The organism is Exiguobacterium sp. E17S (assembly GCF_057772545.1).
The window spans coordinates 23,010-36,199 of sequence record NZ_JBYLRU010000002.1 but is presented as its reverse complement, the minus strand read 5'-3'; the positions used below and the strand labels follow the sequence as shown (position 1 = coordinate 36,199).

Annotated in this window: 14 protein-coding genes; 4 read left to right on the top strand and 10 right to left on the bottom strand. The window is 46.7% G+C overall.

What is annotated here, in order from left to right; all coding sequences use genetic code 11:
- Positions 1-33: 33 nt before the first annotated feature.
- On the bottom strand, positions 34-1,206 hold the full coding sequence (locus AC3B4V_RS09420; RefSeq protein WP_488378258.1) for a glycosyltransferase: 1,173 nt from the start codon (positions 1,204-1,206) through the stop codon (positions 34-36).
- Between the two features lie 49 nt (positions 1,207-1,255).
- Between AC3B4V_RS09420 and AC3B4V_RS09415 the strand changes: the two genes are divergently transcribed.
- Genes AC3B4V_RS09415 through AC3B4V_RS09405 form a run of 3 tightly spaced genes read left to right on the top strand, consistent with a single transcriptional unit; the run spans position 1,256 to position 4,438 of the window.
- A complete protein-coding gene (locus AC3B4V_RS09415) occupies positions 1,256-2,434 on the top strand; it encodes an MATE family efflux transporter (protein ID WP_488378257.1) in 1,179 nt (392 codons plus the stop codon).
- Between the two features lies 1 nt (position 2,435).
- Positions 2,436-3,575, top strand: coding sequence for a glycosyltransferase family 4 protein (locus AC3B4V_RS09410; protein ID WP_488378256.1), 1,140 nt, complete (start codon positions 2,436-2,438; stop codon positions 3,573-3,575).
- On the top strand, positions 3,572-4,438 hold the full coding sequence (locus AC3B4V_RS09405) for a glycosyltransferase family 2 protein (protein ID WP_488378255.1): 867 nt from the start codon (positions 3,572-3,574) through the stop codon (positions 4,436-4,438). Before AC3B4V_RS09410 ends, AC3B4V_RS09405 begins: the two co-directional genes overlap by 4 nt.
- Here the strand turns inward: AC3B4V_RS09405 and AC3B4V_RS09400 are convergent.
- Positions 4,422-5,033, bottom strand: coding sequence for a response regulator (locus AC3B4V_RS09400; RefSeq protein WP_488378254.1), 612 nt, complete (start codon positions 5,031-5,033; stop codon positions 4,422-4,424). The genes AC3B4V_RS09405 and AC3B4V_RS09400 overlap by 17 nt on opposite strands.
- Before the next feature lie 43 nt (positions 5,034-5,076).
- Here AC3B4V_RS09400 and AC3B4V_RS09395 point away from each other — a divergent pair, with 43 nt between their 5' ends.
- Positions 5,077-6,411 carry a sugar phosphate nucleotidyltransferase gene (locus tag AC3B4V_RS09395; protein WP_488378253.1) on the top strand — a complete coding sequence of 445 codons (1,335 nt, stop codon included), beginning with the start codon at positions 5,077-5,079 and terminating at the stop codon, positions 6,409-6,411.
- Positions 6,412-6,446: 35 nt separating this feature from the next.
- On the opposite strand, the gene manA is transcribed toward AC3B4V_RS09395, so the two are convergent.
- The 8 genes from manA to AC3B4V_RS09355 all read right to left on the bottom strand — a co-directional run bounded on the left by manA (position 6,447) and on the right by AC3B4V_RS09355 (position 13,190).
- Positions 6,447-7,397, bottom strand: coding sequence for a mannose-6-phosphate isomerase, class I (manA, locus tag AC3B4V_RS09390; RefSeq protein ID WP_488378252.1), 951 nt, complete (start codon positions 7,395-7,397; stop codon positions 6,447-6,449).
- 175 nt (positions 7,398-7,572) lie between these two features.
- Positions 7,573-8,136: a peroxiredoxin-like family protein gene (locus tag AC3B4V_RS09385; RefSeq protein WP_488378251.1), complete on the bottom strand. Its 564-nt coding sequence runs from the start codon at positions 8,134-8,136 to the stop codon at positions 7,573-7,575.
- A gap of 117 nt (positions 8,137-8,253) precedes the next feature.
- Positions 8,254-9,321, bottom strand: a complete 1,068-nt coding sequence (locus tag AC3B4V_RS09380; RefSeq protein WP_488378250.1) for a YcjF family protein — start codon at positions 9,319-9,321, stop codon at positions 8,254-8,256.
- Positions 9,322-9,419: 98 nt separating this feature from the next.
- Positions 9,420-9,902 (bottom strand): GNAT family N-acetyltransferase, encoded by a 483-nt coding sequence (locus AC3B4V_RS09375; RefSeq protein WP_488378249.1) that lies wholly within the window; start codon positions 9,900-9,902, stop codon positions 9,420-9,422.
- 64 nt (positions 9,903-9,966) lie between these two features.
- The gene (locus AC3B4V_RS09370; protein ID WP_488378248.1) at positions 9,967-11,325 is read right to left on the bottom strand and encodes a DUF4179 domain-containing protein; all 1,359 of its coding nucleotides are present in this window, start codon (positions 11,323-11,325) and stop codon (positions 9,967-9,969) included.
- The gene (locus AC3B4V_RS09365) at positions 11,300-11,842 is read right to left on the bottom strand and encodes a sigma-70 family RNA polymerase sigma factor (RefSeq protein WP_488378247.1); all 543 of its coding nucleotides are present in this window, start codon (positions 11,840-11,842) and stop codon (positions 11,300-11,302) included. Before AC3B4V_RS09365 ends, AC3B4V_RS09370 begins: the two co-directional genes overlap by 26 nt.
- A gap of 101 nt (positions 11,843-11,943) precedes the next feature.
- Entirely contained in the window at positions 11,944-12,381 is a 438-nt protein-coding gene (locus tag AC3B4V_RS09360; protein WP_488378246.1) for a GNAT family N-acetyltransferase, read from the bottom strand.
- A 107-nt stretch (positions 12,382-12,488) separates the two neighbouring features.
- On the bottom strand, positions 12,489-13,190 hold the full coding sequence (locus AC3B4V_RS09355) for a YjjG family noncanonical pyrimidine nucleotidase (RefSeq protein WP_488378245.1): 702 nt from the start codon (positions 13,188-13,190) through the stop codon (positions 12,489-12,491).

The window sequence follows — 13,190 nt, the reverse complement described above, 5'->3', positions numbered from 1 at the left end:
TCATCTGTGAAACTGAATTATGTTCCAGCCTCTTCATTTGACCGGTACTTCGTCTTTTCGGTGGCGCTGATACAGGCTGACCATCGTTTTTAAGAAAGCGACGGAATCCTTGACGAGATTGACGTGCGATCCTTCGCGTTCGATACAGGTTACGGGCTGTTGATAGACCCGCAAGCGTTCTTTTTTTGCTGCATACATCAACTCTAAATCAATCGCGAGACCACTCTCGACATGGAGATAAGGCAACAGGCGATGAACGACCCGACGGTTGATGATCTTCAGACCGGTCTGCGAATCGGTTACACCTCTCGGTAAGAAGAACCGTGTCAGATTCCGTTTCCCGAAGCTCATGAAGCGTCGGACGGCTCCACGGTCTTCGATCGTCAAATCCTTCGTCCCAACGACGATGTCATAGTACCCTTCCTGGGCGATCGTCAACAGACGGGCGATGTCTTCGATTCGAAACGAATTGTCCGCGTCAACGAAGACATAATAATCACTTGAGATGTTTTTCATCCCTTCGATGAATAGACCGGCTTTTCGTGTATTCTGCTCGACCTGATGCACTTCGAGATAGCCGACGGTGAATAATGTATCCGTTGCCTCCATGACGATCGAACGGTACTCCTGCAGGAGTGCCTTCGATCGGTCAGACGAAGCATCATCAAAGAAGTTGATTGAGGCGTGGATGTAATCTTCGCTGATAAAGGTCGCCAGTGACTCTAAAAAATCTTTTACATAATTAAAGCGTTTCTCTTCGTTAAATATTGGCAATATAAAGGCTATAGTATCCTTTAAAATGGGATATTCAGGATGGATGATATGCTGGATTTCTGCAAACAATTCGTTCGGATAAGCGGGGCGATAGGAAAACAGACGAAGCATGCCATCACCTTGAACCAAATGATATGGAAAATCACCTTTTCGTCGAATCGCTTCCTTGACCATCAGAATTTTTGATCGGGGACGCATCGCACGAATCTGATTGGCGATGGCGAGCTCATCTTCACGTGTTTCATAATCAACGATATACAATAAAATCTCGTGTGTTTCCGCTTCCTTAATTTCTGTAATGGCAATTTGTTGGAAAGAAGCAGGACATTTCCCTGGTTGTGTATAAAATAGAACAGGATAATAGGAAATCAGTGATTCGTAAGGAATCTGACGAAAATGATCCGTGAACACAGCAATGTATTCTTGACTCATAAGACTCATCCTTTCCATGAAAACACTCTGACTAGTGGGAGGTGTACTGATGACGAGCTTTATCCAACGACATGCTGTCCTGTTGATTTTTCCAATCCTCGATGTGGCATTGAATGTCGTCAACTATGCTTATCACTTATTGCTGGCCCGCGAACTCTCTAGTGCTGTTTACGGATTGCTCAACGCCTATTTAGCTTTCTTAGGTCTTTTACTGATTATAGGTAGTGCCTTACAATGGACTGTCACCCGGGACTACAGTCAACAAAAAACGAATGATTACAAAAATCTCAGTATACGCATTTTAGCGATTACAGGATCTATCTTACTTATTTTACTTTATGCATTACCTTATTTCCTGCCATTTACCAAAATAAACCTTCTGATTGTTTACTTTATTGTCGGTTTTCACATTCTTCTGTCCTTTCGCCGTGGTGTATTGCAAGCAACCGAACGCTTTTATGCACTCAATCTCTCGTATTACATCGAATCCGTCGTCAAAGTCTTAGCCACTTGGCTCTTGATTCAACAAACGAACGTCACCTACGCGCTCATTTTCATTCTACTCGGCATGATTGCTTCCTATCTGTTAAGTCTTACGCAAGTTGCCTTTCCTGCTAGTGCAGGACAGCTGCAAGCCGGCGGACTTGTCCACATGATTCATACACAGGTCGTCATGACCTTATTCTTCACACTCGATAGTCTGCTTGTCACACGCTATTTCCCGCAACTAGCAGGAGACTATTCGGTTGCTCTACGCTTTGGTCAACTGTTGTTATTCGTCGCACTCTCCTTGGCACAGCTGTTGTTGCCACGTTTAAGTCAAAAGAGTCAAGAGGACTCGTTCCATCTTTGGGAACGTCGATTTTACAGTTTTCTCCTGGGTGGACTTACTCTTGCTATCCTCATCTACTGGACGATTGTTCCGTATCTGATTCCTCTATTGTTCGGTGATGGTTATGAAGCGGCAACACATTACATCAAATATATGGTTTTCGTCTATGCCGGTATTACCCTGATTCAGTATGAAGCCCTCGTTCAGTTTTCGCTTCATCGAACGGGATACTTAAAAGGGTATTGGCTGATTCTTATTCTGTTCGCCATCGCACTGACGACGATGCACGAAACGATTGAAACATGGTTACTTGTCCAGGCGTCTGTTTTCTTGATCAGCGCCGTCGTACTACGCTTCACCTTGCCGCGGCACCCGAATTTAGTGAAGGAGGTATGACATGAAACCCCATTTACTTTTTTTATCTTGGCGAGACATTAAACATCCGAAAGCTGGTGGTGCAGAGGTCTTCACCCATGAAATGTTACGTCGTGTTAGCGACGACTACGATATCACACATCTCTCGCCTGCTTTTGATGGCGGGCACGATGTCGAATACCTCGACGGTATCACGTATATCCGTAAAGGCACATCGTTATCAATCGTCCCCTACGCTTTTTCTTATTATCAATCTCATGCTGCAACGATCGATCTCGTTGTTGATCAGATGAATACCCATCACTTCTTTACGCCGCTCTATGTTCCACAGTCAAAACGCGCTCTCTTCATTCATCAGCTGACACGCGAAATTTGGCAAATCAATGTTCGAGCACCATTTTCGTATATCGGCGAATGGACGGAGACACCGCGTCTGAAGCTTTATCAAACCGGACGTGCCTTGACCGTCAGTCAATCAACGGCAGACGACCTGCTTGCTGTCGGATTCTCAAAGGACAATTTGACGATTTTACCGGAAGGTCTTTCCTTTACACCGTGGCAAGAAGTCGACTGGCAACCAAAGGATGAACACCCGACATTTCTCTATGTAGGACGCATGTCTGCCTATAAAGGCATTAATGATGCACTTCAAGCGTTCGTCATGCTGAAACGAGAGTACGCAGACGCTCGTTTCTGGGTCATTGGGAAAAAGGATGAGGACTATATCGCTGAGCAACTTGACCCGCTCGTTCCGGAAGAGATGCGTGAGTCGATCACCTATTTCGGCTTCGTCAGTGAAGAAGAAAAACTCGAACGGATGAGTCGTGCTACCGCTCTCCTCTTCCCTTCAAAACGCGAGGGATGGGGGCTGACGGTTAGTGAAGCTGCTGCTGTCGGTACACCGACCATCGTCTATGATGCACCCGGATTACGCGATGCTGTCCAGTATGGCATGACCGGTTATATGGCAAAGAGTCAGACGCCTGGTGCACTCGCTGCTGAGATGCGTGCTTGCTTACGTGATCCGGAAGAATACGAAACCATCCGACTAGCCGGTCATCGGTTTGCGCAAACTCTGCACTGGGATCATACAGGTCAGGCATTCCGCCAATGGTTAGAACAGGAACTATTACCCATTGCATTGAAGGAGGATTATTCATGATCGGAATCGCGATGTCGACTTATGAGAATGAAGCTATCATTGCCGAAACGATACGCTCTCTAAAAATCCAGCAGGCTCCGTTCTTCTGTGTCATCGCAGATGATGGCTCAACGGATACAACTGTTGAGACGATGCGACAATTGACCGACGGGGATGAACGTTTTGAAGTACTTGCCTTGCCACACGGAGAACGAGGCATTGCTCGGAAAACAGCAATCGATCGTCTCAAACAATTTGGTGTGCACTATCTATACATCATCGATTCAGATATGGTGCTCGAAGATCAGCTTCTAAAAAGTTGTCTGCTCTACCTCGATGCCCATCCGGAAGTAGGTGCCCTCGTCATACCGGAGCTCGCATACAGCGATTATGCGAACTACTTTAGTAAGGTAAAAGTCTTTGAGCGAAATCTGTTTAATGTCCCAAGTGATCAGCTCGATACGCATACGATGGAAGCGGCCCGTTTTTGGTGTCTCGATGCCTATATCGCTTCTGGTGAAATTGACCCTTCACAAATCAGCTTTGAAGAGACACAACCGACGATTCGTTATTTAGAGCAAGGCGGAACGATTCGCCGAGCTACCTTCACGCATGTCCGTCACAACGAAAAGCAGGTCGAATTAAACGACCTGCTCCGAAAAAAGCGCTATTACTTTGATGTGATGCCCGCGACACTCGACGCTGAACAAGGCGGCTTCATGAAAGCATTGCGTCGCTGGTACTTTTTCCGCCCCGTTCTGTATCATCAGTCAAATTTAAAGAAGTACGGTCGTCATCCCGTTTTGACGGTCGGTGTCATCTACATGTATCTTCGTCTCAGTTTTATTGGTGTCGAGTCCTTATTTTTCAAACGGGTTTCGTAATGCTTCCGACGACTGATTGATACAAAATGTAGGTACCGAACTGCGTGGGGAACTCTAAACGCTGTATCTGGTCTTCTTCACACACCTCTTGTTCGGAGTGACTAATGATTAAAGAGCGTTGACTCGCAATCGTTCCATCTTCAAAAAATAAACAATACGGACGATCTGAACTCAAAAGCACGCTCTCGAAATGGTTGACCAAATTACGTTTCCGTTGCTTCGTTTCGACGACTTCATCACCAATTTTAGTCATGATCGAGAGTATGCGCTCATCAATTTTCAAGGGCTTCGTCATCATACGACTGACATTCCCTGCATTTACTGCTGCGAGTAGCGTATGCACTTGCATATAATCAGTCAACACGATTTGTTTCGTTAATGGCGCACGCTGCTTGGCGATTCGTAATAACTCAACACCATCCATTTCTGGAAGCCGTAATTCTGTCAGTAATACATCCACGTCGGATGCTGCGAGTTGCTCGAGCGCTTCTTCTCCCGATTTTGCCTCACAGACATCTTGCCCAGAAGCCAGCAATTTTCGACGCAAGATGTGTCGTGTCGGTTCATGAGAATCAACTAATAGGTAAAGTGCCATATGTGATCGCCTCCATTTTATTAAAAGAAAGGATGTTGAAAACATGTATATTCTCTTACTATCAGGTGGATCCGGAAAACGACTTTGGCCACTGTCGAACGATTTAAATTCGAAACAGTTCTTAAAAATCCTTGAAGACCGTGAGGGAAATAAACAATCGATGATGGAGCGGGTCTTCCAACAACTTCAGGAAGTCGGCTTAGATGACCGGACCGTCATCACGACGACAAGCTCACAAGTCGACGCGATTGAAAACCAACTCGGTTTTCGAACGTCCATCATTCAGGAACCGTCCCGTCGCGATACGTTTCCCGCAATCATGCTCGCAACGAGTTATCTCGCCGAGCGAATTGATTTAGAAGAGACCGTCATCATCATGCCGGTCGACCCTTACGTCGAACTTTCGTTCTTCGAGCGGTTCGATCAACTTGATCAAGCCGTTCAAGCGAATCCAGATGCATTACATCTGATGGGTGTCGAACCGTTGCATCCGACGTCTAAATATGGTTATATCATTCCGCAGACGGCAGAAACGATGTCTATCGTCGAACGCTTCCAAGAGAAACCAACACTTGAGGTTGCCGCAGATTTGATTGACCAAGGTGCGCTTTGGAACTGTGGTGTCTTCGCCTGCCGACTGGACTTTTTAATGCGGTGCTTAGAAGAACAAAATGTTCCAACGTCGTTTGAAGCACTGCGTTCCGAGTATGAGGCACTAGAAAAAACGTCGTTTGATTATGCTGTCGTCGAAAAAACGGACGCTTTATTCGTTCATCGGTATGATGGCTACTGGAAAGATCTCGGGACGTGGAACACTTTGACGGAAGAAATGCCGCATCCACTCCACGGGAACGCCCGGATGCTCCACTCGACGAATACACATATCGTGAATGAGTTGCAGGTACCCGTATTAGGAATCGGACTCGATAACTTGATCGTATCCGTGAGTCCGGATGGTGTTCTCGTTGCTTCGAAAGATGAAACACCTGCCTTAAAAGACTACTTGACGGATGCAACACTCCCACCACAATTTGAATGGAAACGATGGGGGTACGCGACGATCTTACATCAACAGCAACTAGAGGACGGACGGTACGCTGTCACCCGTCGCCTGCATATCAAGGCACATCAACAAATTAGTCACCATTATCATGCACATACGGATTCAACGTGGAGTATTTTACAAGGACGAGCGGAAGCATTGATCGACGGGCAATTGCAGCAACTCGGTCCGACTTCCGTCGTCCACATCCCGCAAGGTGTTCCTCATACGCTGACGACACTTGAAGATTTAATCATGATTGAAATCAAGTATTCCATCGATTGGACGGAACAAGATAACTATCCGCTACCGACCTCCCTCCGATCTAACCCTTGACTACAAGAACGACGCCAGATGAGGCGTCGTTCTTTTTAGCTTAAAAAAACTTCACTTGTCACGAACGTCACTGGACCTGTCATTTCAAAATCTCCAGCATGACGTGGGAGAAAGAACTGGCTACCTTTTCGTAGATGTATATGTTTTTCTTCTTGACGCGCTACTCCTTCTCCTTCGATGACCGTCAACAAACGAAAAACCGAATGATCCCGCAAAGCATAATGACCCGTCACATCATGACGGATAACCGTGAAGGAAGGTACTTGTAAAAGTTTCGTCATCACACCGCCTTCTTTTTCAATTATTTCTAGCTGATTCGTCCACGGTTCATCTGGAATCGTCGTGACGGCAATCGCTTTTTCGACGTGCAACTCGCGTGGTTTTCCATCATCACCTAGGCGATCGTAATCATACAGACGATACGTTCGATCACTCATCTGTTGAATCTCCAGGAGAACGATACCTGGTCCTAACGCATGAATCGTACCGCTCGGAATATAGTAAAATTCTCCTTTTTTTACACTTTGATGCCGTAATGATGTGTTCCAGTTTTTTTCTTGCGCACAACGGAATAGATCGTCCCGTGTTTTTAGATTGTGACCAAGAATGATTTCTGCATCTGGTGTGGCTTCTAGGATATACCAACATTCGTTCTTGCCGTATGGCTCTCCTTCAAGCCGCCGTGCTTCTTCGTCATTCGGGTGCACTTGAACAGATAAGTAAGCCGATGAATCCAGTAGCTTCACGTGCAACGGAAATGCATCAAGCAAATAATCTCCAAATAGTTCTGTTCGATGTGTCTCCCATAGTTCATCTAGCGTCTTCCCCTGATAAGGTCCATCTAAAAAGTGTGTCCGACCACTTGCGTGGGCGGAAGCTGTCCAACATTCTCCAATTTGTCCTTCCGGTAAATCAAACTGAAACAACGCTTCTAATCGTCGACCGCCCCAAATCCGTTCTTTGAAAACTGGTTGAATGGTATACATATCGACGCGGACTCCTTATCACTCCGGAGTGACGCTTCACCTCCACTATGTTTAGTTACCTCTTTATACCCATTTCCATGTATATATTATCCAAGTGAAGGTGAATTGATGCATAAAAAAACCAGGTCACAGATGTTTCTGCGACCTGGTTTAGAAATAAGTTACGATCTGTCATTCATAAGTTGATTTGTTCAATGATCGTCTGCGGATCAACGCGCTTTGTATAATCCGATGGTACTTCTGCAAAACGAATCACACCGTCCGTATCAATAATGAACGTCGCCGGTTTCGGTAACTGCCAATCCTCATTTCCGTTGTGTTTTGCTACATCAAGTCCCGATGCCTTGTAAATCTCGATCAAGTAATCTGGCAGGTCGAACACTAAATCAAATTGGCTTGATACATGTAAATCAACGTCACTCAAGACAGGGAAACTTAACGCATTCTTATTTGCTGTCTGCTCAGCAAATTCAGGTGTCTCTGGACTGATCGCAACGACGGTCGCTCCCTGAGCACGGATTCGGTCGATTTCCCGTTCGTACGCGCGAAGCTCGAGATTGCAATACGGACACCAGCCGCCCCGATAGAACGTCAAGATGACAGGACCTTGCTCGAGTAATGTCTCGATTGCCACCGGCTTGCCGGATACATCGGGTAACGTAAAGTGTGGAATCGTATCACCGACCCCTAAACCTTTAGCGATACCGGAAGCAGCGAGTTCAGCTGTCGCTTCCGCCATCAGGCGTTGTTTTTCAGCAGGTGCCTTTTGTCGAATTCCGATTGATACTGTTTGATTTCTTCGAGTAATCGTGTCATGTGTTCTCCCCCTTTATTGCTGTATAGAATAACAGGGAAATTACTCGTTTGTCTCTTCTGACGACTCCTCCGCCTTCTTCCGGAATCGTTTCACGAATCCCATCAGTTGTTCCGGTGTCAGTTCGAGCTTATTCTCATAGACATATTTCGTTCCGTATCCGAGTGCAAGGGTCGCTGTCGAAGCGACGCCCGCGGCAATGACGGCACCATACCCTGGAACTAGCTTCGCAATTTGCCGAAAAGCGGTCTTTCCGGAGTTTCCGACGATCGTCACGACAAGTAATTCCTTCGCACTCTCTTTGGATAACTGGCGTTCGTACAGATTCGATAACTTGAGCATCAAGCCGATTTGAATTGAAGTCAACGGAATGATATCAGCTCCTGGAAACGGCACGGCACCGATCGCACCAGAAGCTGTTCCGGCACCTACAATCCAGTTGTTGGCAATCTTTCCGCGAACGGTTGGATCCATCTGGCGAACGAACACATTATCCTTGTCGAACTTTTTTAAGATATCGAGGACCTCCCGGCGGAGCCGATCAATGTTCGTTCCTTCTCGTGCTGATACGGGAATGATTTTGGGTCCTGGTAGTTTTTCTGCAATATGGTGGACAATCGTATCGACATCATCCGTCGCATCCATCTTCGTCACGACAATCAAGACATTTTGGTTATGTTGATAGATCTTACGGAAGTTTTTCGTCTCCGTCTCAGATAAGACGGTACCTGCCGCATTTAAAAAGTAAAGGATGACATCGGCACTTTGATAGTACGTCCACGTCGCTTCCGAGTTCTGTGTATTGGCATCATTTAATCCTGGTGTATCGACGAAGATGACTTTATCCTCCGGGTGCTGCCTTACTTGATCAATCCGGACCGTTTCACCCGGGCGCGCCCCGACCGTTGCGACTTCACGACCAAGAATCGCGTTCAAGGTTGAGGATTTCCCCGCATTGACGTCTCCGATCAAAGCAACCGTCACGTCCTGCTCCAGCGATTGATTGAAATCCCGTCGCTCCGATTCAAACGACTGATCAAAGATTTCCTCCAGTTTGCGTTTCCGTTTTTGTTGATTGGTCTCGAGTCCTTCACCAAAAAAATCATCCATCGTGATCCCTCCCCCTTCTTCTACTGTCTGTCTTTTCCCGTTATCCCTCGCTTTCAACACAAAGAAGGCAAGGGAACATTGCGTCCACTTGCCTAATTTTAGAGATATGTGCTGCGTCGCTCGAGCAATACCGTATCGCGCCATCTGCCTCCGAGCCGACCAATTCGCTCCCGGCGACCGACTTCCCGAAAATCAAAACGTTCATGAAGGCGCAGACTCGCTTGATTTTCCGGAAAAACTTGCGATTGCAACGTCCAGATCCCGGCTGCTTCACTTGCTTGAATGACGTCTTCCATCAAGCGTGTGCCGACACCTTTACCGCGTGCTTCTTCCGCGATATAGAGGCTGATTTCAGCGACACCAGCGTATGCCGGAATCGAAGAGAATGGACTTAACGCGACCCAGCCGAGCAATTGCTCGTCTTCAATCGCAACGAGACGACTGTGTTCATGGTGATGCCTCGTCCATTCTTCGTATGGTAATGCTTCCGTGCGAAACGTCGCATTCTCCGTCTTTATTCCTTGTTCGTAGATCCGAACGACTTCTGGGTAATCGTCCGCTATCATTTGACATACTTTCATCTCATCAGACTCCTTTGTTGCTCACTGTTGATTCTAGTTCGACAGTATGTCAGGAGTCTCCTGTTTAATCGACGGTGAACGGGATTGGTTTCAAGTCGATTGGTGTGTTCGTCACGGTGTTGGAATAGCCGGTTTGTAGATAGAAGTCATCGATTGCATCTATTTGTGACGCCGATAGCGTGAACGTCGCCCGTAGTAGCTTTTGTTTCGCATCGATGACTTCAACAGTCGGTTTGATTTCGCGACCATCCGGTGGTTCGTTTCCTTGAATCAGGAACATACTGTTTTTAACATCCAACTTGATATCTGAAATTTTTTGATCCGAGTTCGTCAAGAAATCGACTTGTACGTGAGAACCGGACGTCTCTACCTTTTGAATCGTCATCTTCAATGGATGATGCGCATCTTGTTGCGTATAAGGGAAAGATGTCTTCTTTAGTGACAGCCAATGTGTCTTCGGTGAAAGGCTCAAAGAAGGATGCAACGTATAGGACCCGGATGGAATGACATAATTTCCGAATCGAATCCGCGAGACATCCGTTCGTTTCGACCCGCTGACCGAACTACTTACTAACGATGTTCCAACTGACCAGTTTTTGATGATCTCCTTCCCTTTATCATCAAACAGAGCCAGTTCTAGCCAATATTGATCCGACTTCGGATAAACCGCCGTATAATCAAACGTCGTACTTGCCTGTCCTTTTGTCATCTGTTTTAACGTGACATCGACCGCATAATCAGGATTTTTTACCGTCGTATTAAACGTCTGTTCAATCGCTTGCAATCGTTTGACCGGAACCTCGAATTGCCAGTTCCCGTCTAGACCAAACATTTCCGAAATCACGAGTGGTACCTGCATGGAATCACTTAATTTCTGTAAGCCGACATCATATTCAATTCGGGCTTTCCATGCCTTACCGTCCTGTTTGAAATATGCCAGTTCTTGATTTTCAGTACCTTCGAATCGTTTATCACCTTTGAACACTTCATAAAACGCCGCTCGTTTCGTTTCGTTGACGTTTGGTACACCAGTTGCCGTCAGGTTCATCCCGATTGTCGTACCATCATAGTAGGCGTCGACGACCTTGATCGTAATGCCTTGATCGGTTACCGTCTGATCAATTGCTGTTGCAAGTTGTTTCTTCTCGATTTCCGTACCGACTGTGCCCTGTTCTATAAAGGGACGATACAGTCCACCAATCAATGGAACATGCGACATCGCGGAAGCGAACGGTGGAACGATGAACGTCGTCACGAATAGCGAGGCGGCAAGACCTGCGATGGCGACGTACTGTTTCCGACGAGGACGTCGTTGTTTTCTTTCCGCTACGCCTTGCGTAATGCCTTGACGAATCCGGTCTTGTAAGGCGTTCGTTGGGACAGGAATTTTTTCATAATCATTTCGTAGATCGTGTTGCTCCATAATCCATTCCTCCTAACTGTATCTTCAATTCTTCGCGTCCTCGCTTTAAGTACGTCTTGACCGTATTGAGAGTGATGCCGATGAAGCTTGCGATCTCTTTCATCGGAATATCATGAAAATAGTAGAGAACTAAGACGTCCCGGTATTCTTTTCGCAGATGCGATAAAGCGTGCACGAGATCAAGATGTTCGTCTCGCGATTGGTCTTCCTGCACTGGAATATGAAGTAAGATGTCATCAGTTGGTTGTTGTTTTTCCAACACACGATAACAATTACGAATGAGGATTTTCGTGAGCCATGTCACGAAATGTTTCGGTTCCTTCACTTGTTCGATCGAGATGAACGCTTTATAAACTGTCTCTTGTACGACGTCTAAGGCATCGTGTTCGTTCTTCACATAAAGATATGCTGTTCGGTAGAGTTGTTCGCTATGTAGGAGCACCAATTGCTCAAACGCCGCTTCATCGTGCTTCATCGCACGGCGGACGAGTGTCGTGTGCTCGTTTCGTAAGTCCATCGTGTTCCCTCCCTTTACTTATTAGAGCATGATGAGCCGAGAAAAGTTTCAAAAAATATCCAAAAGAAAAGGACTCTTGCGTTTCAAGAGTCCTTCATCCTTCAAATATCTAATCGTACTGCCATTTCCCGACCGAATCGATCCCCGTGGTCGATGAAGCCGAGACTCGCATACAGGCGGTGTGCCGCCTGATTATCCGGTCGATAGCCGACGACGATTCGTTTTGCAGCAGGTAACGCGCGCATCTCGTCAATCACGGCTTGCATCGCTAATCGTCCGATCCCGTTCCCTTGTTGCGTCTGATCGATCATGATGCGGTAAATCCAGTAGCCGTTGAGTTCTTCTAGCTCCGTGTTGTACATCACAAAACCAACGACGGCTTCACCTGCAATGATCGCCCGAAGGACAAGGCTCGGTTCGAACTTCGCTTGCGCGATCGAGTAGACATTCGCTTCCATGAAGTCTTGCTGTTCTACTGTCAGTGCCAGCTCACAACACGCTTCCCAGTTTTCTGCTGTTACCGGTACAAGTTGAATCATGTTCATTTCCCCTTTTAGTTAGACGGGAGTTGCCTCCAGCGTCTGTTGATCACATCGTTGCACAGTGATCGCCCCCTTTCCTTCTCTCTCCTATCGGTTGGTTTGATTCATTGTTGAAGAACTGCTGCGTTTTCAAGCAAAGCAGGTAGTTCGGCTAACGATGTAATCGTAAATGTCGGCTTGATATCCGTCGCTGATTTTCCGTCTGGATTAAACCAACATGTTGCGATACCAGCTTGATTGCCACCTGCGATATCAGCTGACAAGGAATCCCCGACGATGATTGTTCGCGCTGGGTCGAATTGTGGAATCCGCGCAAACACATGATTGAAAAATCCTGCCATCGGTTTTTGAAAACCTGTCTCTTCTGAAACGAAAATCCCTTCAAAGAAATCTGTTAATCCAGCGCCATCGAGCCGTGCGCGTTGTGTCTTCGAAATACCGTTCGTGACGACATACATCGTGACGTTTCCGGTTAGCTGCTCAAGTAGCGCCGTCGCACCCGGAATCAATTCTGTTCCTTGTGCGAGATAGCTACGATACGTTTCGTCAACTTCTCGTCCGTCGACCGTCCGTCCTTCTTCCGCGAAGAACGTCACGAACCGTGAGTGAATGACTTCCTCGCGTGTCACCTCGCCTCGTTCAAGTGCTTTCCAAAGCGCTTGATTGAGTGTTTTATAGCGCGTTTCTCGCTCCGGCGTCCACTGCAACTCTTGTTGCTCGAGCAGGCGGCGAAAGGCAATCCGTTCCGTCGCTTCAAAATCGAGTAATGTATGGTCAATATCGAATAATACCGTCGTGTAAAACAT